We start from the raw sequence: 20692 nt of genomic DNA, 5'->3' as shown, positions 1-20692 counted from the left end.
TTCATAATAGTTTTTTCAAAATGGCCTTTTGTGCATGAAGTCGATTCTCTGCTTCTTCAAACACAACGGAGTGAGAACCATCAATGATTTCGGATGTCACTTCTTCTCCCCGGTGCGCTGGAAGACAGTGCAAGAATATATAATCATCTTTTGCATGTTCAGTGAGTTCCTGATTGACTTGGAAACCTTGAAAATCGTTCAAGCGCTGTTCCTTTTCGGCTTCATTTCCCATACTGGCCCAGACGTCTGTAATGACAACATCCGAATCCTGAATCGCAGTTTGTGCCGAATGTGAAAACGCGAGTGAACCACCCTGTTCACCAGCGATCACCTCTGCTTCATGCATAATTGCAGGGTCCGGTTCGTATCCCTCCGGTGAAGCGACTTTCACATGCATGCCCATCAAACAAAGTCCCTGAATCAAAGAATGAGCCACATTATTAAAGCCATCACCGATATAACTGGCAGTGAGTCCTTCGAGAGTTCCTTTTTGTTCCTGTATAGTCAATAAATCAGCCATGACCTGACATGGATGGTGTTCATTCGTCAATCCATTAATGACCGGTATAGTTGCCTGGTCTGCTAATTCTTCGATTCGGCTATGTCCAAAGGTTCGAATCATAATGCCATCGACATAACCGGAAAGAACTTTCGCCGTGTCTGATATAGGTTCGCCTCGGCCAAGTTGAATTTCGTTGCTGCTTAGAAACAAAGCATGACCTCCTAACTGGAGCATGCCTACTTCGAATGAGACCCGTGTTCTGGTGGATGATTTTTCAAAAATCATCGCAAGTGTTTTCCCCTTTAAATGCGGATGTGGCGTCCCTTCTTTTAATTCTTTTTTAAGCTGTTTTGCATCTTCTAAAAGTGCTTGAATCATCTCTTTATCATAATCGAGCATCGTGAGAAAGTGTTTTGGTGTAGTCATCCTTGTGATACCTCTTTTCCGTTTTGTGTCAGGTAATACTGCAGTGTGTGTATCCCATAATCCGCAGCGGATCGTTCATCACCGGTACCCGTGACTTCTTTGAACGTGTCAATGTTTGTGTAACACGGCACATCAAATTTAGTGGCACATTCCCGGATGAAAAATCCGACTTTTTGCTTTTGTCTCCCCTGGTTTGCAATATTTAACACAATTGAAGGAGGATCGATTTTAAAAAGATTATGGATGTCGTCTTTGTCATCAAGAATAACGACATTCCCGACACCCGCTTCTTTCAGGCAATTTGCCGTTCCTGGAGTTGCATAGAATTTACCTGGTTTTACTTTGAGTTGGTCCAAAAGTTGATTAAATTCAGGTTTGATTCGATCTGATACGGACACAAACCAGTTTTGTTCAGCCATTGAATCTTCAGAGCCTTGCATGTGCACGGTTGCTTTCTTTAATGCTTCTTCCTTTGTTTGCCCCATTCCGATAATTTCTCCTGTTGACTTCATTTCGGGACCGAGTACGTGGTCGACGCCTTTCAGTTTGGTCGCTGAGAAGACCGGTGCTTTGACGGTATAGTACGGAAGATCGTCCATCAGTCCAACTACAGGTGAAATGTCTGTTATTTTTTCACCGAGCTGAGCGCGTACGGCGTATTCAATCATCGGGACTCCAGTGACTTTACTCATGATCGGCACCGTTCTCGATGATCGTGGATTGACTTCAAGTACATAGACATGACCTTGATCGAGAACAAATTGAATATTCATAATGCCAATGATGCAACCTTCTTTTGCAATGGTTTCTGAAATCGATGAGATCGATGCTTTTTCTTTTTCAGTCAATGTAATCGATGGGAAAATTGTGACGCTGTCTCCAGAATGCACCCCTGCCTTTTCAAGGTGTTCAAAGATACCAGGAATTAAAATATCTTCGCCGTCGGTAATCACATCCACTTCACATTCTTTCCCGGGTACGTATTGATCAATTAACAAAGGCCAGCAGCGGTCGTTGGTTTCCAGCTGAATACGTTCTGCATACGATGCAAGCTCATGGTGGTCGTAACAGATAAACATGGACTGCCCACCAATGACATAGGATGGTCTGATTAATACCGGAAAGCCAAGCTCATTTGCTGCCCCTTCGAGTTCATGTGGGCTATGTGCCATCTCACCGCGGATGTGTTCGATCCCATGCTGATTCAAGAGATGATAGAACGCTTCCCGGTCCTCCACTGCGTCAATATTTGTTGGTGATGTCCCGTATATATGGACACCTAGTGCGTCAAGATCTGCGGCGAGATTAATCGCGGTTTGACCGCCAAATTGGACGATAACCCCTTCAACCTGCTCTTTCACAATGACACTCCACACATCATCCAGTGCCAGGGGTTCAAAGTACAGCCGGTCAGCTACTGCATAATCGGTACTCACCGTTTCCGGGTTATTATTGATAATAATCGCTTCAAATCCTGCTTTTTGAACGGCTTTTACCGCATGAACTGAACAATAATCAAATTCAATGCCCTGACCAATCCGGATCGGTCCAGAACCTAATACAAGAATCTTTTTGGTATTCGGGTCGGGTGTGACCTCATCATGACCGCTCCAACTGGAATAATAATAAGGTGTTTCTGCATCGAATTCCCCTGCACATGTGTCAACCAGCTGATAGCCAGGCTTCATTCCGAAGTCATCGTACCATTCGCGCAGTTTCAGAAACGGAATGCCGAGTTGAACAGCGAGCCATTCATCACTCAAGTTATATCGCTTTACTTTCTTTAGCCATTCATCAGTAATATCCGCAACTTTCATGGTTTCGGCTTCTGTTTCAAGGGAAACCATATGCTCAATTTTGGCAAGGAACCAGTGATCGATTGCTGTTTTTTCATTAATTTTTTCGATGCTGATACCCCTTCTGATCGCTTCAGCCAATGCAAAAAGACGAAGATCGTTTGCATCGGTCAAGAGAGTGTCCAGATGATCATCACTGCTTTTAGAAATCAACGGCATATGAAGAGACCGGACATTCATTTCAAGCGATCGCAACGCTTTATTCATAGCACCTTCAAAAGTACGATCCAATGCCATGACTTCTCCAGTGGCCTTCATCTGTGTACCAAGTGAACGGTCTGCTTCGGAAAATTTATCAAATGGGAATCTTGGGAGTTTGACGACAATATAATCCAGTGCCGGTTCAAAGGATGCAAAAGTGTTCCCGGTTATGGGATTTATGATTTCATGTAGTTTCATGCCGAGAGCACATTGAGTTGCAATTCGTGCAATTGGGTATCCTGTTGCTTTTGAAGCCAAAGCGGAGGATCGGCTGACTCGGGGGTTTACTTCAATAATCACATATTCATCAGTTTCCGGGTGAAGAGCAAATTGAATGTTACAACCCCCAATGACACCAAGTGCCCGTATGACTTTCAAAGAGGAGGTTCTCAGCATTTGAAACTGGATATCCGTTAACGTCTGAGAAGGCGCCACTACAATGGAATCACCGGTATGCACGCCGACGGGGTCGAGATTCTCCATATTGCAGACAATGGTGCAAGTGTCGTTGACGTCACGCATGACTTCATACTCAATTTCTTTCCACCCTTTAATGCTTTTTTCCACAAGTACTTGCTGAATTGGACTTTGTTTCAATCCATTTTTTAAAATCGTTTCAAATTCATCGTCATTGTATGCAAAACCACCACCGGCTCCTCCTAATGTATATGCAGGACGCAAAATCACAGGGTAGCCGATCTCTTCGATAAATGACTTTCCCTCTTCAATGGTTTCAACAATAGATGAATCAGCCACCGGTTCATCGATATCAAGCATGAGAGTACGGAATTTCTCCCGGTCTTCCCCTTTTTGAATCGCCTCCACAGATGTGCCCAGAAGCTCTACACCGTACTTTTCATAGAGACCGGCGTCGTAGGCTGCAATCGTTAAGTTCAGCCCGGTTTGACCACCGAGAGTGCCAATCATGCCATCAGGTTTTTCTTCTTTAAAGATCATTTCAATGGATGCGACTGTCATTGGTTCAAAATAAACCTGATCCACAATGGATGAGTCCGTCATAATCGTAGCTGGATTATTATTCAGTAAGATGACTTCAATGCCTGCCTCTTTTAGTGCGAGGCAGGCCTGGGTTCCTGCATAGTCGAATTCGGCAGCCTGTCCGATCACAATTGGACCGGACCCGACCACGAGAACTTTTTTCAGACTTGCTGCATCTGACATGACGATTTCCCTCCAGTACACACGAGCGATTCAATAAATTCATCAAAAATATAGTCTGTGTCAACAGGACCTGGCCTTGCTTCCGGATGAAACTGTACCGTAGTGACAGGTTTTTCAGGGTGGAAAAAACCTTCAATTCCAGTATCGTTCACATTGGTAAACCTGACTGCGAGTTCCAGATCAATGCAACTCTCCGGATCAATTTCATAGCTGTGATTCTGAGAAGTAATCCATATCTTCCCTGTTTCATGATCCAGGACAGGATGATTTCCTCCACGGTGACCAAAGGCCATTTTTTTCGAACTTGCACCATAGGCCATAGCGATCAGCTGATGACCAAGACAAATGCCCAGCGTTGGGTAAAGGTCTGTCAGAGCTTTGATCTTTGGAAAATGCATGGCATGATCGTCTGGATTTCCTGGACCATTACTGATTAAAATCCCGTCAGGGTTCATATTCTGAATCTCTTTAAGCGAAGTATCGTAAGGTACAACGGTCACGCGTACGTTTTGCTTCAGCAAGTCGTTCAGGATGGAAGCTTTATAACCAAAGTCGAGGAGGATAACATGTTTCCCCTGACCGATATAGGATACCGCTTTTTCGACTGCAACCTGCTCGACCAGCTGTCCTGGGGCAAATAACGGTTCAGGGAATACAGTCACCGTTTTTGGATTTGCCGTGATCTTCCCTTTCAAGGTTTTGTGTTTTCGGATCAATGAGACGAGTTTTCGGGTATTCACCTCAGCTAAGCCGGGTATCCCCCACGTCGCTAACTGGTCTGAAAAACTGCTGGTCATTTTGCCATTGCTTGGCTGATCGCAGGATTCACCAACTATAACGCCCTGGCAGGCCGGTTTTTGGCTTTCATTATCATCCGGGTTCATTCCATAGTTACCGACTAATGGATAACAAAGGGTAACAATCTGACCGGCATAAGAGGGGTCCGTAATCATCTCCTGATATCCGGTCATGCTGGTATTAAAGACGACTTCACCCATCGTTTCATCCTGGTGTCCGATCCATTTTCCTTCGAGTATATCTCCAGTTTCCAGTACCAGATATCCTTTATTCATGATTTTCGTCCTCCTTGTTATGTTGTATTTCCGTTAATACTTCTTGTAATTTATTTGCAAAATGAACCAACTGATCGTTCCTGACGTTCAGTGGTGGTAATATCCGCAGAACATTTGGTCCTGCCGGCAGGGTGAGAATCTCTTTATCATGGAGAGCCTTGATAACGGTTATGGCATCAATTTTCAATTGTATCCCAATTAAAAATCCTTTTCCTCTGACTTCTTCAATCAGGTTGAATGAGGAAGCCATCTGTTCGAGTTTATTCACAAACCAGTCGCTTTGTTCTTTGACAGATTGCAGAAATGATTCGTTTTTTACGATTTTCACGGTTTCAAGTGCCGCCGTTGCAGCCAATGGGTTACCCCCGAAAGTGCTGCCGTGTGTTCCTGGTGTAAAATGTCTGCTGAATTTTTCACTGGCAAGCATTGCTCCAATTGGAAATCCTGAACCTAAGCCTTTGGCAGAAGTAATGATATCAGGTTGGATGTCAAATTGTTCATAAGCGTAAAATGTGCCTGTCCGGCCAATGCCTGACTGTACCTCATCAATAAGGACTGGAATTCCTTGCCGTTGGCATTCTTCGCAAAGCAGTTTGACCCATTCAGTCTCAGCCGGAATCACGCCGCCTTCTCCTTGAATGAGTTCAAGCATAACGGCTGCAGTTGAATCCGTATTGATCATGTTCAGTGCTTGAGGATCATTGTAATTTGCATACTGAAACCCGGGGGTTAAAGGTGCAAACCCTTGGTGTATTTTTTCCTGAGCTGTGGCAGCCATCGTTGTGCCGGTTCGCCCATGAAATGAATGACTGAAGGTGATGATGGTATTTCGCTCAATTGCTTTTTGATCCGACCAGTATTTTTTCACCAGTTTGATTGCAGCTTCGTTCGCTTCAGCTCCGCTGTTGCAGAAGAACACCTGCTGAAAGTGTGTATTTTCCGTTAGAATTTCTGCCAATTGCTGCTGAACAGGAATGTGATATAAATTGGAAACATGCCAGAGTGTATCAAGCTGTTTATGCAGTGCGTCGGTGATGATTTCCGGACAATGTCCAAGATTGCATGTGGCTATGCCGGACGTGAAGTCCAGATACTCAGAGCCATCTTCCGCCGTTACACAGGCCCCTTTCCCTTTTACAAGTACAATGGGGAATCGACCATACGTATTCATAACAGCTGTTGAATTCGAAGTTTTTGTATTCATGTCTGTGCCACCTTTTTTTTGAATCTGGTTCCCACGGATTTCCCTTTGAAATAGTTCGCAATCACTTGTGATTGAAAACCATTTAAGATAACAGCCTCATCAACACCGGCTTCAATAGCAAAGAGTGCAGAATCCACTTTTGGAATCATACCTCCGATGATGATTCCTTCTGCTTTCAAACGGGTAACATCCTCCTGGTTCAGCTGATGCAATACCGAACCGTTCTCCATCACGCCAGGAACATCCGTTGCAAACAGCATTGAAGCATTCAGTGCTTTTGCAATATGAACAGCAGCGTGATCGGCATTAATGTTGAGTGGTTCTCCGCTTTGACTCAGACCAACTGGTGAGACAACCGGAACGATATTTTGATCAAGCAGTACATTCAGTATCGCTGGTTGAACGTTTTTAATATCGCCAACAAGACCGATATGCTCGTCCATTTTTTCTGCGATTAATAACCCGCCATCCTGCCCTGAAATACCTGCAGCCACAACCTGATTAATATAGAAATGGCGTACGAGTTTTTTATTCAGGCTTCCTGCAAGTACCTGCTCTACGACTTCCATAATTTCAGGAGTAGTAATTCTGAGTCCTTTGTGGAAATCGGGTTCGATATCCAGCTCCTTTAATCGATTGTTGATGGCTGGTCCTCCCCCGTGAACGATGACTACAGGTCGTGATTTCATCAGTAATCCGATTTCTTGATAGAAGGTATCCGGAAGGTTTTCAATGGTACTTCCGCCGATTTTTATGACGATTGGTTTCATTCTGTGTCGACTCCTTTATGTTCTGTAACTGGCATTGATCTTGACGTATTGATAAGTCAGGTCACAACCCCAGGCACATGCACTTTCGGTTCCTTGATTCAGATCTACTGTGATATCCACCTGATCGTTACCAAGATAAACTTTGGATGCATCTTCATCAAATGCGACTGGCAACCCCTCATCGACGACCACAGTCTCACCAAGTTTGACATGAACGGTATTCGGATCAACGGGCTCTTCACTGTATCCGACGGCGCAGACAATTCGTCCCCAGTTTGGATCGGCACCGTATACAGCTGTTTTCACCAGATTGGATGAAATGACCGCTTTAGCTACTTTACGAGCAGAAGATTTTGATTGTGCGTTTAATACATGGACGGCAACGAGCTTTGTGGCCCCCTCACCGTCTTGGGCAATTTTCTTAGCAAGGGTTTCTGAAACAGTTCTCACTGCTTCTTTAAACAACGGCCAATCGGGATGTTTTTCATTAAGTGCCTCGTTTTTTTGTGCGCCGTTTGCCAAAAGCAGTACGGTATCATTCGTGCTGGAATCACCGTCTACTGTAATCATATTGTAGGTGTCATTGGTTACATCTGAAAGAAGCGTCTGCAGACTTTCCTGTTCTACATTGGCGTCAGTTGTCATATACGCGAGCATCGTGGCCATGTTCGGATGAATCATTCCGGACCCTTTGGCGGCGCCACCTACAGTGATGGTTTTACCATCAATTACGCAGCTTACAGCCGTATGTTTTGTTACCGTATCAGTTGTCAGAATGGCTTGTTCAAATCGCTCAGGTCCATAATTGACTGATTGATCCATCGCCTGAATCCCTGCTTTAATTTCGTCCATTGGCAATTGAACCCCAATGACTCCTGTGGATAGCACAGCGACATCAAATGGATGCACTTGCAGTTTTTTTGCAGCAAGCATTTGCATGTCTTTAGCGTTTTCTTCGCCCAGCGGGCCGGTGCATGAGTTAGCTACTGCACTGTTTGTAATGATTGTTTGCAATTTACCGTTTGAATCGATTGCTTCCTTTGTCACGTGAAGTGGTGCAGCCCGGAATGCATTTAGTGTATATACTCCTGCAGCATCCGCTGGCACGTCCGAGTGAATCCAGCCGAAGTCAAGTTTTGTTTTTCGAAGTCCGCAATGAACACCGCCAGCCTGAAAGCCTTTTGGTGATGTGATATGTCCTTTTTCGAGTAGTGTGATCGATTGTTGATCTGTTGTAGTCATCATGCAATCTTCTCCTTTTTTTCAAGTCATCATGGAAACAGCGGATATCCGGTCAAGCCCAGTGTTTCATCCCAGCCGTTCATGATATTCAGATTTTGCAGCGCTTGGCCTGATGCGCCTTTTACCAAGTTGTCGATGGCGGAACATACGGTAAGCCAGCCTGTTTTTTCATTTAAATAGAAACCGATATCGCAGTAATTACTGCCGTAAACGTGTTTAGTAGCTGGCATGACACCCTCAGGAAGGACCCTCACAAAAGCTTCGTTCTGATAATCATGCATATACGCAGCTCTGACTTCAGCGATTGTCACACCTTCTTTAAGCGGGATATAAATGGTGCAGAGTAATCCTCTTGTCATCGGAATCAAATGGGTCGTTAACTGCACATGGATGTTCAGGCCCGTCATTTCCGACGCATACCGTTCCATTTCAGGCTGATGCTGATGGGATCCGGTTTTATAGGTTTGAACATTTTCATTCGTATTAGAGAAATGAGTTAAAGGATTTTGCGTTCGGCCAGCTCCTGATACTCCGGTTTTTCCATCAACAATCACCATATTTTGATTTTGTTTTAGAATGAGTTTTTTCAGTGGCTTTATAGCGAGCAGGGTTGATGTTGGAAAACATCCTGGATTCGAAATGATTTCAGCATTGGATATCCGTTGCTTATTCCATTCAGGGAGTCCATATACAGCCTTCTCCAGCAAAGGTTCCTCAGCAGCCTCCTCGTTGTACCACGCCTCATAATCCGCTGCACTCAATCTTAAATCACCCGATAAATCAATGATTTGCATGGACTTGTTTGCCAAGGATGGAATCCATTCTTTTGCCACGGCTTTCGGAGTGGCAAAAAAGAGAATATCCAACGATTCAGCTTCTTCAACAGAAAGTGACTGTAAAGACAAATCAGTCAGTTCTTTCAAGTGTCCGTATTCATCTTGGATTTCCATACCTGTTTGCCGGTGTGAGAATAATTTCGTTACTGTTAATTCAGGATGTAATTGAATGAATCGCAACAATTCCAAAGCCCCGTACCCTGTTCCTCCAACAATTCCTACTGTCTTCACTTCACTCACCTCAGCAATTGAATAATTTCTCATCATTATACATGCTGATAACGAAATGATCAACATGTTTATGTAAAGAAATTTATTATTATGCATATGTGAATAAAAAAAGAACACTAAGCAAACGTGTTCTTTAAAGGACTGGCGATAATAATCGGGAAATAGATTCTTTAAAACGAATGTATTTTGAGCGCCGTTTATACATTGCCAGTGTCAATTCAACGGATTGTTCCATATCGATTTCAAAATCTCTTACAACTGTTTTCGATGTTTCCTCATCATAGATGAACGCGTTAATTTCGAAATTCAGTTTAAAACTGCGCATGTCGATGTTCGCAGTGCCTACAGAACAGATTTTTTCGTCAATCACAACATTCTTGGAGTGAATAAATCCACCTTCATAGATAAATACCCGCGCTCCGGTTTCCAGCGCTTGACCGATATGCGAAAAAGTGGCCCAATAAACAAAAGGGTGATCCGGCTTGTTTGGAATCATAATGCGTACGTCTTTGCCGGAAAGACTTGCAATTTGAACGGCATCCATCAGACTTTTATCCGGTATAAAATAAGGCGTCTGAATATAAATGGTTTTTTCAGCTTCGAACAGTAATTTAATATAGCCGTTTTTGATCTGTTCATGTGATGAATCAGGACCGCTGGATACCATTTGAACAGCGGCATTACCCAGATGCTTTTTATCCGGGAAATAGGCCGGGTCGTATTGGATCGTTTTACTTTTGGATGCCTGGTTCCAATCTAATATAAATCGGGTCTGCATCGGATCGACGGCTTCTCCCCGTATTCGCAAATGTGTGTCCCGCCAATAACCGAACTTGCTGGATTTACCTAAATATTCATCCCCTATATTAAAACCGCCAACATAACCAATTTCACCATCGATGACAACTATTTTTCGGTGATTTCTGTAGTTTAAACGAATGTTAATCAAAGGGAATTTCGATGGGAAAAACACACCGACTTGACCACCGGCATCTGTTATGGACTTGAAATGTTTCCTGCGTATCTTTCTTGAGCCCAGTTCATCGTACAGAACCCTTACATTTAAACCTTCTTTCGCTTTCAAAGTGAGTTCGTGGATAATCTGTTTGCCGAGTTGATCGTTTCTGAATATATAATATTGCAAATGAATATGATGCTTTGCCTTACGAATGTCCTCAATCAGCTGGTCAAATTTCTCTTGACCGTCGTGAAATATGTCAATAGCGTTTCCTTTTGTTAAAACGGCATCATTATTTGCCAGATGCATATAAATCAAATCTCTGTATCGATCAATGTTTTCATGGTTAAATGAAAAGCTCCGATCCTTTAATTGGATCATTTGCTCAGAAATTCGATCCACGATCCCGATTTTCTGAACACCTTCCCAGTTGAATAAGCGTCTTCTTGTTAAGTTTTGTCCCAGGAAGAGATAGATAATGAATCCCAGGTAAGGTACAAGAAAAAGGATCATTAACCATGCCCAAGTAGAAGTAGCATCTTTACGCTCAATAAAGATAATCACTGCGGCAAAAATAAAATTAAAGATAAATAATATCATAACGGCGACAGAATACCAGTCCATAAATTCAGTTCCTCCTGTACTCGGGATGATGATCTATCATTTCAAAAGATATTTCAGCATTAAAGAAAAAGGTTTCAGACTCTCATTACGTTTTAAAGAAGAACAAATGACAATGGATCTCCCAAGCGAAGGAATCATCACCATAAAATTACCTTCCATGCCAGCTGCATAATAAAATGCCGGCTGACTGCCTGCTTCAGCGCTGATCCACCAATGAAGACCATAGGATTGATTCGGTTGAGGTGTTTCAATCCAACTGCGTGTGGATTGTTGAATCCAGGATGGACTGATCAGCTGTTCCGCATCATTGCGTCCCTCATTCAATAACAGGTTGGCAATCTTTGATAAGTTTGCTGGAGACAGCATAAGGCCATAACCACCGATTCGCTTCCCGAGGTGATCTTGTTCCCATTTGGACTTCTGGATTTGCAGCGGGTTAAACAAATGATCTCTCAAATATCGGTGAGGGTCTGAACCAGTGACATATTCAAGAGCACTGCATAAAATATGGGAATCTATATTATTATACCTCATTTTATGAGATTGTGCGTTTGTGTAAGCAGAAATAAGTTGATCAAATGTCCTCTCTTCTTTGATATACGACCACCATTGATCTGGATCGGCTCCTCCAGAAAGAGTTAACAAATTTTTTATGAGAACATTTGCCGGAATTGAATCAGAAAATATCGATTGAGCCTCTTCATTAACGGAGGGGAACACACCGGCATCATAAGCTATCCCGATCCCCAAAGATAACAATGACTTTGTAACAGAGTTCACTTTGTGGAGACGATCGATGTCACCTTGCTTCTGCTCATATTGAAAAACTGGACTGCCTTCTTCGGAGATCAGTACTGCCTGAACGTCGATTTTTTTGATTTCATTTAGAAACGTTGCTGTATTCATAGATCTTCATGCCCTTGCCAATGATTTTGAATAAAGGATTGTCGTCCGGAATTTGTTTGTTCATCTTTATAGGCTTCAGGATTTTTTTGATGGAATTTCTGATGTTCTTCTTCAGCAGGATAAAATACTTCAGCAGGTAGAATATCCGTTACAACAGGGTCTTTGAATGGCCCGTTCTCATCCAGGTTTCGTTTACTCAGCACTGCAGCTTGGCGCTGATCTTCATTATGATAATAAATGGCTGTGCGGTATTGTTCTCCCCGGTCAATGAATTGACCGTCGGGATCCGTTGGATCAATCTGAGGCCAATATAAGTCCAATAATCCACTGTATGGAAACTTTTCTCGATCGAAGGTGATTTGTACGACTTCCCTGTGTCCGGAAGTACCTGATTTCACCTGCTCATACGTTGGATTTGGTAAATGTCCACCCATATAACCGGAAATGACTTCGATGATGCCTGGTAATTCTTCAAAAGGTTTTACCATACACCAGAAACAACCCCCTGCAAATGTTGCTTTTTCAATATTTGACATCTTTCATGCACACTCCTGTCAACTAATTGTATATTGTATTCCATTATAACGAAATTCAGGAACTATTGCGAAAATCATGATATCAAACAGAAAAAAGGTGCCAGATTTAATCCGGCACCTTTTTTCGTTTAATTATTGAATTATTTTGCAACCACTTCAAGTGTCACATCAATATTACCACGTGTCGCTTTTGAATAAGGGCAGAAATCGTGAGCTTTGTCCACAAGATCTTCAGCCTCTTCTTGACTTACACCTTCGATTTCAGCCTTCAGATGCACCCCAATCATAAATCCGCCATCATCAGGATCCTTAATAAGACTGACTGAGGATGTCAACGTTGATGAAATGTCTTTTTTCGCGTTCGAAGCCATCAGATTCAATGCACCATCAAAACATGCTGCATACCCTGCAGCAAAGAGCTGTTCCGGGTTCGTTGCATCTGTCGGTAGATCCTTTCCTTTTGGCATGGAGAGATTCAAATCAATGACACCTGTATCTGACTTTACATGTCCTTCTCTTCCACCTTGAACCGTTGCTGATGTAGTTAGAATTTTTTCTGCCATAAATTATGCACTCCTTTTTTTTCAGACTATTTACAGTGTTCACTTATTATTCACATTTTAAACCTCAATTTACACTCGTCTTTTTTGAAATATGGACAATCCGTTTTTCAACACTGAATATATCAGACTGGTTCGAGCGGATAGTGTCAATAATGGTTCTTTGCCTTTTCCGATGCGGTGCAACTGTCTGGCGTACCATAACAGTTCAAGCAATGCAGCTTGATCAATTGTTTTGATCCCTGTTGTAATGGATGGCAGGTCTGCGCGCTTCATAGTTCCAGTGGCAAACTGATTCGGCAGATCCGGATAAAGTACTAAAGGTCTTGCAACACCAATCATATCGGTCGTATTATTTTCCAATGCTTGAGTCATCGCAATTTGACTGCGGAATCCGCCTGTGAGCGCGATGGGTACAGTTGTTTCATTTTTAATAGAGTTGGCGAATTCTGCAAAATAAGCTTCCCTCTGTTTCGTGGATTCTTTTACCTCTTTCATAAACATAGCTGGACGTTCATACGTACCCCCGGATATTTCAATCAGGTCTGCACCCTCTTGTTCCAGTTGATGAATGACAAATCGAGCATCATCTTGAGAGAATCCAGCCTTCATAAAATCAGCACTGTTCAGTTTTACGCTGATGGGAAATGCTGGTCCTGTTGCCTCTCTGACTGCCAGAAAGATTTCCTTCAAGAAACGAAAACGATTCTCTACAGTCCCTCCGTAGTGATCGTAGCGACGGTTATGAACCGGTGATAAAAACTGACTGATCAGATACCCATGTGCTGCGTGAAGCTGTACCCCGGAAAATCCTGATTTTTGAGCGAGTGATGCTGCATTTGCAAATTGACTGATGATCCGGTGAATTTCTTTTCGAGTAAGTGCTCTGCATGGCGGAAAAAAACGTTGAAATGAGGGGGCATAAGGAACAGCTGAAGGTGCAACTGCTTCACTGGCCACCCCTTTAATGACTTGCTTACCGGGATGATTGAGTTGCATAAACAGCAATGTCTCATTTCGGGTGCCTGCCTGTGCCCATTTTTCAAACTGATTCAAGTATTTTTCTGAATCGAGTACAACGTTCCCGGGTTCACCTAAGGCAGTGCGGTCCACCATCACATTGCCAGTGACGACAATTCCTGCTCCTCCCTCAGCCCAAACCTGATAAAGATGTATTAAATGCTCAGAAGGATAATGCTCTGGTGTTCCTAATGATTCACTCATGGCAGATTTGAACCAACGATTTTTAGATGTCACGTGTGTATTCAGTGCTAAACCCTTTTCAAGATGACGCATGTTGTCGCTTTTTGGCATCCTCAAACCTCCTCAGGTGCTCAGCCCCTTCGATATCGGGCAACTTCCCTTTTAATTTACTGAAGTACAAGGGGGCCCCATTGATCCAATCTCCAAATGAGATCAAGAGCGGCTGTGTATTAACTCCTAACCCAACATAAACATGTTGGGTTACTGTATCGTAAACAACACTATGAATCGTACCGGCAAAATTCCGATAATCGGTCTTGGCAATCTGATGTTTTGTGTGGTTGATTTTATAAAAGAGATCCAGAGGATTCGGATGATGAACAAAACCCTCGTTTAAATTGTGCAAGCGGTTAGTTGTCTCTTCAAGAAAATGACGATTTTCCCAAGCTTTTTCATCCGATCGGAAATGATTACTGCAAATGCGGATGTCGTTGTTATGAATAAAAACGCCTTTAGAAGATGCTTCAACAACAGCTGCATTTCCAAAGCGATCGGCCACAGAAAAATTAAAAGCAAATCGATGCGGCAAGTACTTCAACATTCGGATGGCTTCAGGTACGTCTTTGCAATTTTCCAAAACAAGGCGTGTGATAGTAGTACAAATAAAACCTTTACCAGGTTTTAACCGATTGACGAAATGATATCCGATAGCCAATCCTTTCTGATTCATACCATCCATCCGTCCGATGATCCGCTGTGCAAAACCGATATGGCCATAACCCTTTTGAGGTTGATACAAAACAAAACGTCCATCATATGTTTTAGGGTGATAATCATAATTTCGTGCATAAAGGCCATCAGGCATCATGGCACTGCACCCCGACCTTTTCCAGTGATCCTGATACCCGCCGTATTCATGAATGGTATCTTCAAGTCGCCAGCCAAGTGCTTGACTGAGACCCTCAAGTTCATCCAATAAGGAGGGTTGTATATCGGCCATCCATGAATTAAATTCCGCAACGTTCACCGTATATTGCCGGATGGATTTCTTTCTTCTTTTAACGTGCTTTTGATAAACGGGCATCTTTTTCAATGCCAATCCTTGATGGTAACCAAATAAATAAGCATCTTCCCTGCTTTTAATGATATCCACACCAATGTCCATAACAGTCACCCCTTAAGGTCTTCAGTATAACGGAACTTGGAAAGAATCGTAAACGATTCCGAACCGGTTGAATTCGAAAGGCAGATCTGTTAGAATACTGAAATTGTGAGCAGAAGTGATGATGGCGTGAGGAGGAATAAAATGAATACAGGATCTGCGTTTGCCATGATGGAAAAGCAGTCTCAAGAAGAAGTGGAAAACGAGCGGGATGCACTATTTTTTCAACTGATGATCATGAGAGAAAATATATATGAAATATCAAAGAAGTGGCAAGTTCTGGGCATTGAACCTGATCAGCACAACAATTGGACAGTCATTTTTCTCAAAGATGATAAAAACCAATGCCAGGTTATGGCGAAAACATGCGATGACAAATATGAAGGTAATTGGGATTTTGCCATTCAGGGTCACTATTATGATAATTTCAAGCTTCATATTGACGATGTCAAGGGAGAACCTAATCAGGGACTGGGGTCGATCTGTATGAAGCATTTAAAAGCATATGCAATAGATCAGAATATTAACCGGATTACTGGAAAGCTTGTGAAACGTGACTGGGATCACCTCAACCGCCTCGTTCACTTTTATCAAAAACATGATTTCGAGGTCAACATCAACGAAAAACAGCATGAAGGATTTATTGAAGGGTCACCGAATTAATCGCATGAATTTCTAATGAAAGAGCGATCACTCCATTTTGGAGAGATCGCTCTTTATTAATTATACCCCTTTATAAGCTTGTCTGTAAATTTCAGCTAATTCTGTCACAAGTGGAAGTTTCGGATTAGCTGTCGTGCACTGATCTTCAAATGCGCGATCAGCAAGGTCATCAACAACTTTTTCGAAGTCTTTCTGATCTACACCGCATTGTGCAATACTCATTGGAATGTTCATTCCTTTTGCCAGTTCAATCACTGCCTGTGCAAGGCTTTCCACGCCCTGTTCTGTGGTTGCAGCAGGTAACCCGAGACGGCGTGCAATGTCTGCATAGCGCTCATCGGCTTTAAAGTGGTTATACTTAGGGAATGCCGCGAATTTTGTAGGCTTCTTGGCATTATAACGGATCACATGAGGCATTAAAATCGTATTGGAGCGACCGTGTGCAATGTGGAATTCTGCTCCCAGTTTATGAGCCAGACTGTGATTGATTCCCAGGAACGCATTGGCAAACGCCATACCCGCAATGGTTGATGCATTGTGAACTTTTTCTCTTGCTACTTCATCATTTCCATTTGCGTATGCTTTCGGCAGATATTCAAATACCAGTTCAATGGCTTTCATAGCCAAACCATCAGTATAGTCATTCGCAAGAACAGACACATATGCTTCAATGGCATGAGTCAGTACGTCCATCCCCGTATCAGCAGTTACAGATGGCGGAACGGATTTGACATAAACCGGGTCAATAATGGCTACATCCGGTGTTAGTTCATAGTCGGCAAGAGGATACTTCGTCTGATTTGCCTTGTCTGTGATAACAGAGAAGGATGTGACTTCAGAACCTGTTCCTGATGTGGTCGGAATCGCTACAAATTGCGCGCGTTTTCCGAGCTTAGGGTATTTAAACACCCGTTTACGGATATCGAGAAATTTTTGCTTTAAGCCATTGAAATCAAGATCCGGGTTCTCATAGAACAACCACATGCCTTTGGCAGCGTCCATTGGTGAACCGCCACCGAGTGTAATGATGACATCAGGTTCGAACCTGCGCATCATCTCTGCGCCTTTCATAACGGTTTCGATACTCGGATCAGCCTCAACATCTGAGAATACTTCATATTGAATACCGTCCGGACGTTTATTCAGGTAGTATAATACTTTATCCACATACCCCATCTTCATCATGATTTCATCTGTAACGATCATTGCACGAGAGATATTAGGCATCTTTTCAAGATATTGTGTCGCATTTTTTTCGAAATAGATGCGCGGTGGTACTTTAAACCACTGCATATTGTTTCGGCGCTTTCCGATTTTCTTAAAGTTGACCAGGTTAATGGTACCGACATTCTGTGACACAGAGTTATGACCATGCGAACCACAACCGAGCGTTAGTGATGGCAGATAGCCATTATAAATGTCACCAATTGCTCCTTGTGAAGAAGGACTGTTATTAATAATACGACCTGCCTTCATTCGCATGCCGAATTCACGTATAACCTCTTCATTCTCAGAATGAATTACTGCAGAGTGTCCCAGACCTCCAAATTCAAGCATCTCCTGGGAACGCTTGTAACCTTCTTCACGGTCTTTCACTTTGAAGCAAGCAAGAACCGGGCTTAATTTTTCTCTTGATAATGGTGATTCAGGTCCAACAGTTTTAAGTTCTGCGATTAAAATCTTAGTTTCTGCAGGGACAGTAACTCCTGCCATTTCAGCAATTTTTGCAGCTGGCATGCCGACGATTGTCGGATTCACAGCGCATGTATTCTCATTGATGACGAGCTTCTCCACTTTTTCACGCTCTTCTTTGTTCAAGAAATAACAGTTATTATCAATCAACTCTTTCTTTGTGTCCTGATAAATCGGTGCTTCGATAATAACGGCTTGTTCGGATGCGCAAATCATACCATTATCGAATGTTTTAGATAGAATCAAATCGTTTACTGCCTGTTTGATGTTTGCACTTCGTTCAATGAAGCATGGCACATTACCCGGTCCGACGCCCAATGCTGGTTTACCGGTGCTGTATGCTGATTTCACCATGCCTGCTCCTCCTGTTGCAAGTACCATAGCGACACCATCATGATTCATCAGTGCCTGCGTTGCATCAATCGATGGTTTTGGAACCCACTGGATACAACCTTCTGGTGCCCCAGCTTTCAGTGCAGCTTCATAAAGGATTTCAGCTGCTTTAGAACTGCATTTCTGTGCAGAAGGGTGAAATGCGAAAATAATCGGGTTTCTCGTTTTAATTGCAATCAGAATTTTAAACATCGTTGTGGACGTCGGGTTCGTCACTGGTGTAACACCGGCAACAACACCCACTGGCTCAGCAATTTCAATCATTTCTTCATGTTCATTCTCACTGACGACCCCAACAGTTTTATCATATTTTATACCATGATAGACATATTCAGTGGCGAAAATGTTCTTGATGATTTTATCTTCATACACACCACGTCCTGTCTCTTCAACTGCCATTTTTGCAAGCGGCATGTGCTGATCAAGACCTGCCAATGCCATTTCTTTAACGATCTGATCGATTTCCTCTTGGTTGTAGTTCAAAAATGATTCATATGCTTCTTGTCCTTTTTGAACGAGTTTGTTGATCATTGCCTCTGTACTTCCTTGTTTCTTTAAGTCTTTCTCTTCAACTGCCATAGTTAACGCCTCCTAAAAAGATTGTGAAGTATTTCACTTAACTAACTGAGTTCATTGTATAATGGCTGAAATAAAAAATCTATGTCTAAAATGTGAATTGTTTCACAAAAATTTCTGAATTCGCTTACATGTGTCAGAATTGTGAATGAGTGAAATAACAGCTGAAACAAGATTCGTAATCTTCATCAAAAGATGTTATAATTCATGAGGATTTTAATGAGAAGGATGATGTATAAACATGTTAAACGTAAATGGAGTAAGTCTTCGCTTTGGCGATCAGAAGTTATTTGAAGATGTCACAATTAAATTCACACCGGGCAATTGTTACGGTTTAATCGGGGCAAATGGTGCAGGAAAATCAACTTTTCTGAAAATACTTTCAGGAGACCTCGATGCTCAAGCGGGGAATGTTTCACTTCCGCCAGACCATCGAATGGCTGTACTTCGTCAAGATCACTATGCATATGATTCTGAAAATGTCCTCGATGTTGTTGTTATGGGACATGAAAGACTTTACAAGGTCCGTCAGGAAAAAGATGCTATTTATATGAAACCGGATTTTTCTGATGAAGATGGCATGAAAGCTGCTGAACTCGAAGGTGAATTTGCTGAAATGAATGGTTATGAGGCTGAATCAGATGCCGCTTTGCTTCTGAAAGGATTGGGTATTCACGCTTCGGCGCATGACAAGACGCTTTCAGAACTTCCAGAATCAGATAAAGTAAAGATTCTTCTTGCACAAGCACTGTTTGGCAATCCCGATGTACTGCTTCTTGATGAGCCGACAAATGGTCTGGATATGGAAGCGATCCACTGGCTTGAAGAATTTCTGATTCAATTTAAGAATACAGTCATTGTCGTATCCCATGACCGCCACTTTTTGAATCATGTCTGCACGCACATTGCAGATTTAGATTATGGGAAAATTCAACTGTATGTCGGGAACTATGATTTCTGGTATGAATCAAGTCAACTTGCACTTCGTATGGCGCAGGATCAAAACAAGAAAAAAGAAGAGAAAATCGAGGAACTGAAACAATTTATTGCAAGATTCAGTGCGAATGCCTCCAAATCAAAACAGGCCACTTCCCGGAAGAAATTACTGGATAAGATTGAATTGGATGATATCCAGCCTTCTTCAAGAAAATATCCTTACATTGCCTTCAAACCAGAACGAGAGATCGGAAACGATCTTTTGACAGTTGAAGGAGTAAGTAAGACAATCAATGGTGTGAAAGTGTTGGATAATGTCAGCTTTATTCTTGATCGAGACGATAAAGTTGCCTTGACTGGTTCCAACGAAATGGCCAAGTCTGCTTTGATGCAAATTCTAATGGGTGAAATCGAACCTGACGAAGGCTCTTATAAATGGGGAATCACAACCTCACAGGCTTATTTCCCAAGAGATAACAGTCCTTATTTTGAAGGCCAGGATATGCCTTTAGTTGAATGGCTCAGACAATATTCACCGGAGGACCAAACTGAAACATTTATCAGAGGTTTCTTAGGAAGAATGCTCTTTTCAGGTGAAGAAGCGAAAAAAAGTGCTTCTGTCTTATCCGGAGGAGAAAAAGTACGTTGTATGTTATCAAAGATGATGTTAAGCGGCGCAAATGTCCTTCTACTCGATGAGCCTACAAACCATTTGGATCTCGAGAGTATCACCGCATTGAATAATGGCCTCATCAGTTTTAAGGGTGCAATGATTTTCACAACGCATGATTTACAAATGAATCAGACCCTCGCTACACGGATTATTGATATAAAAGATGACGGTTCCATTGTAAACAAGAAAATAACCTATGAAGAGTTTATGAAGGAAGCAGTAAAGTAATTGAATTCTTCAAAAGCGATAAAACCCCGGATCATATTGATATGATCCGGGGTTTTTCA

General features: G+C 42.5%; 16 protein-coding genes. 2 read left to right on the top strand and 14 right to left on the bottom strand.

The genetic code is table 11. The features are described from left to right. Nucleotide 1: 1 nt before the first annotated feature. The 13 genes from argF to BBEV_RS08050 form a co-directional block, all read right to left on the bottom strand. A complete protein-coding gene (gene argF, locus BBEV_RS08110; protein ID WP_069365009.1) occupies nucleotides 2-928 on the bottom strand; it encodes an ornithine carbamoyltransferase in 927 nt (308 codons plus the stop codon). Continuing rightward, on the bottom strand, nucleotides 925-4167 hold the full coding sequence (gene carB, locus BBEV_RS08105; RefSeq protein WP_069365008.1) for a carbamoyl-phosphate synthase (glutamine-hydrolyzing) large subunit: 3243 nt from the start codon (nucleotides 4165-4167) through the stop codon (nucleotides 925-927). Before carB ends, argF begins: the two co-directional genes overlap by 4 nt. Beyond that, nucleotides 4146-5240 carry a carbamoyl phosphate synthase small subunit gene (locus BBEV_RS08100; RefSeq protein ID WP_069365007.1) on the bottom strand — a complete coding sequence of 365 codons (1095 nt, stop codon included), beginning with the start codon at nucleotides 5238-5240 and terminating at the stop codon, nucleotides 4146-4148. Before BBEV_RS08100 ends, carB begins: the two co-directional genes overlap by 22 nt. Then, nucleotides 5233-6444 carry an acetylornithine transaminase gene (locus BBEV_RS08095; RefSeq protein ID WP_069365006.1) on the bottom strand — a complete coding sequence of 404 codons (1212 nt, stop codon included), beginning with the start codon at nucleotides 6442-6444 and terminating at the stop codon, nucleotides 5233-5235. Before BBEV_RS08095 ends, BBEV_RS08100 begins: the two co-directional genes overlap by 8 nt. Continuing rightward, entirely contained in the window at nucleotides 6441-7214 is a 774-nt protein-coding gene (argB, locus tag BBEV_RS08090; RefSeq protein WP_069365005.1) for an acetylglutamate kinase, read from the bottom strand. The genes BBEV_RS08095 and argB overlap by 4 nt, the downstream gene beginning before the upstream one ends. A gap of 15 nt (nucleotides 7215-7229) precedes the next feature. After that, complete coding sequence (argJ, locus tag BBEV_RS08085; protein ID WP_069366663.1) at nucleotides 7230-8456, bottom strand: bifunctional glutamate N-acetyltransferase/amino-acid acetyltransferase ArgJ; 1227 nt, start codon at nucleotides 8454-8456, stop codon at nucleotides 7230-7232. A gap of 29 nt (nucleotides 8457-8485) precedes the next feature. Then, the gene (argC, locus tag BBEV_RS08080; protein WP_069365004.1) at nucleotides 8486-9556 is read right to left on the bottom strand and encodes an N-acetyl-gamma-glutamyl-phosphate reductase; all 1071 of its coding nucleotides are present in this window, start codon (nucleotides 9554-9556) and stop codon (nucleotides 8486-8488) included. 100 nt (nucleotides 9557-9656) lie between these two features. After that, nucleotides 9657-11105 (bottom strand): cardiolipin synthase, encoded by a 1449-nt coding sequence (gene cls, locus BBEV_RS08075; RefSeq protein ID WP_069365003.1) that lies wholly within the window; start codon nucleotides 11103-11105, stop codon nucleotides 9657-9659. Between the two features lie 36 nt (nucleotides 11106-11141). Continuing rightward, nucleotides 11142-12011 carry a serine hydrolase domain-containing protein gene (locus tag BBEV_RS08070; protein ID WP_069365002.1) on the bottom strand — a complete coding sequence of 290 codons (870 nt, stop codon included), beginning with the start codon at nucleotides 12009-12011 and terminating at the stop codon, nucleotides 11142-11144. Further along, nucleotides 12008-12547: a peptide-methionine (S)-S-oxide reductase MsrA gene (gene msrA / locus BBEV_RS08065; protein ID WP_198155086.1), complete on the bottom strand. Its 540-nt coding sequence runs from the start codon at nucleotides 12545-12547 to the stop codon at nucleotides 12008-12010. The genes BBEV_RS08070 and msrA overlap by 4 nt, the downstream gene beginning before the upstream one ends. Nucleotides 12548-12687: 140 nt before the next feature. Then, nucleotides 12688-13110, bottom strand: a complete 423-nt coding sequence (locus tag BBEV_RS08060; protein ID WP_069365001.1) for an organic hydroperoxide resistance protein — start codon at nucleotides 13108-13110, stop codon at nucleotides 12688-12690. Nucleotides 13111-13179: 69 nt separating this feature from the next. After that, nucleotides 13180-14421 (bottom strand): NADH:flavin oxidoreductase/NADH oxidase family protein, encoded by a 1242-nt coding sequence (locus BBEV_RS08055; protein WP_232318294.1) that lies wholly within the window; start codon nucleotides 14419-14421, stop codon nucleotides 13180-13182. Further along, nucleotides 14390-15475 carry a C45 family autoproteolytic acyltransferase/hydrolase gene (locus tag BBEV_RS08050; RefSeq protein WP_069365000.1) on the bottom strand — a complete coding sequence of 362 codons (1086 nt, stop codon included), beginning with the start codon at nucleotides 15473-15475 and terminating at the stop codon, nucleotides 14390-14392. The genes BBEV_RS08055 and BBEV_RS08050 overlap by 32 nt, the downstream gene beginning before the upstream one ends. Nucleotides 15476-15616: 141 nt before the next feature. Between BBEV_RS08050 and BBEV_RS08045 the strand changes: the two genes are divergently transcribed. Then, nucleotides 15617-16135: a GNAT family N-acetyltransferase gene (locus tag BBEV_RS08045; protein ID WP_069364999.1), complete on the top strand. Its 519-nt coding sequence runs from the start codon at nucleotides 15617-15619 to the stop codon at nucleotides 16133-16135. Nucleotides 16136-16195: 60 nt separating this feature from the next. On the opposite strand, the gene adhE is transcribed toward BBEV_RS08045, so the two are convergent. Beyond that, complete coding sequence (gene adhE, locus BBEV_RS08040) at nucleotides 16196-18799, bottom strand: bifunctional acetaldehyde-CoA/alcohol dehydrogenase (RefSeq protein WP_069364998.1); 2604 nt, start codon at nucleotides 18797-18799, stop codon at nucleotides 16196-16198. Nucleotides 18800-19037: 238 nt separating this feature from the next. Here adhE and BBEV_RS08035 point away from each other — a divergent pair, with 238 nt between their 5' ends. Further along, complete coding sequence (locus BBEV_RS08035) at nucleotides 19038-20633, top strand: ABC-F family ATP-binding cassette domain-containing protein (RefSeq protein ID WP_069364997.1); 1596 nt, start codon at nucleotides 19038-19040, stop codon at nucleotides 20631-20633. Nucleotides 20634-20692: the final 59 nt, after the last annotated feature.

This window comes from Salisediminibacterium beveridgei (assembly GCF_001721685.1).
Classification (GTDB): Bacteria; Bacillota; Bacilli; order Bacillales; family Salisediminibacteriaceae; genus Salisediminibacterium; species Salisediminibacterium beveridgei.
Note: the sequence above shows the minus strand (reverse complement) of the source record. Positions and strands in the feature narration are given on the sequence as shown.

What these genes read in the sequence shown, in the direction of transcription:
- argJ (WP_069366663.1), bottom strand. Translation starts at nt 8,456, where the DNA reads ATGACTACAACAGATCAACAATCGATCACACTACTCGAAAAAGGACAT.
- adhE (WP_069364998.1), bottom strand. Translation starts at nt 18,799, where the DNA reads ATGGCAGTTGAAGAGAAAGACTTAAAGAAACAAGGAAGTACAGAGGCA.
- BBEV_RS08055 (WP_232318294.1), bottom strand. Translation starts at nt 14,421, where the DNA reads ATGCCAAAAAGCGACAACATGCGTCATCTTGAAAAGGGTTTAGCACTG.
- BBEV_RS08100 (WP_069365007.1), bottom strand. Translation starts at nt 5,240, where the DNA reads ATGAATAAAGGATATCTGGTACTGGAAACTGGAGATATACTCGAAGGA.
- argC (WP_069365004.1), bottom strand. Translation starts at nt 9,556, where the DNA reads ATGAGAAATTATTCAATTGCTGAGGTGAGTGAAGTGAAGACAGTAGGA.
- BBEV_RS08045 (WP_069364999.1), top strand. Translation starts at nt 15,617, where the DNA reads ATGAATACAGGATCTGCGTTTGCCATGATGGAAAAGCAGTCTCAAGAA.
- BBEV_RS08095 (WP_069365006.1), bottom strand. Translation starts at nt 6,444, where the DNA reads ATGAATACAAAAACTTCGAATTCAACAGCTGTTATGAATACGTATGGT.
- argF (WP_069365009.1), bottom strand. Translation starts at nt 928, where the DNA reads ATGACTACACCAAAACACTTTCTCACGATGCTCGATTATGATAAAGAG.
- msrA (WP_198155086.1), bottom strand. Translation starts at nt 12,547, where the DNA reads ATGTCAAATATTGAAAAAGCAACATTTGCAGGGGGTTGTTTCTGGTGT.
- cls (WP_069365003.1), bottom strand. Translation starts at nt 11,105, where the DNA reads ATGGACTGGTATTCTGTCGCCGTTATGATATTATTTATCTTTAATTTT.
- argB (WP_069365005.1), bottom strand. Translation starts at nt 7,214, where the DNA reads ATGAAACCAATCGTCATAAAAATCGGCGGAAGTACCATTGAAAACCTT.
- BBEV_RS08060 (WP_069365001.1), bottom strand. Translation starts at nt 13,110, where the DNA reads ATGGCAGAAAAAATTCTAACTACATCAGCAACGGTTCAAGGTGGAAGA.
- carB (WP_069365008.1), bottom strand. Translation starts at nt 4,167, where the DNA reads ATGTCAGATGCAGCAAGTCTGAAAAAAGTTCTCGTGGTCGGGTCCGGT.
- BBEV_RS08050 (WP_069365000.1), bottom strand. Translation starts at nt 15,475, where the DNA reads ATGGACATTGGTGTGGATATCATTAAAAGCAGGGAAGATGCTTATTTA.
- BBEV_RS08035 (WP_069364997.1), top strand. Translation starts at nt 19,038, where the DNA reads ATGTTAAACGTAAATGGAGTAAGTCTTCGCTTTGGCGATCAGAAGTTA.
- BBEV_RS08070 (WP_069365002.1), bottom strand. Translation starts at nt 12,011, where the DNA reads ATGAATACAGCAACGTTTCTAAATGAAATCAAAAAAATCGACGTTCAG.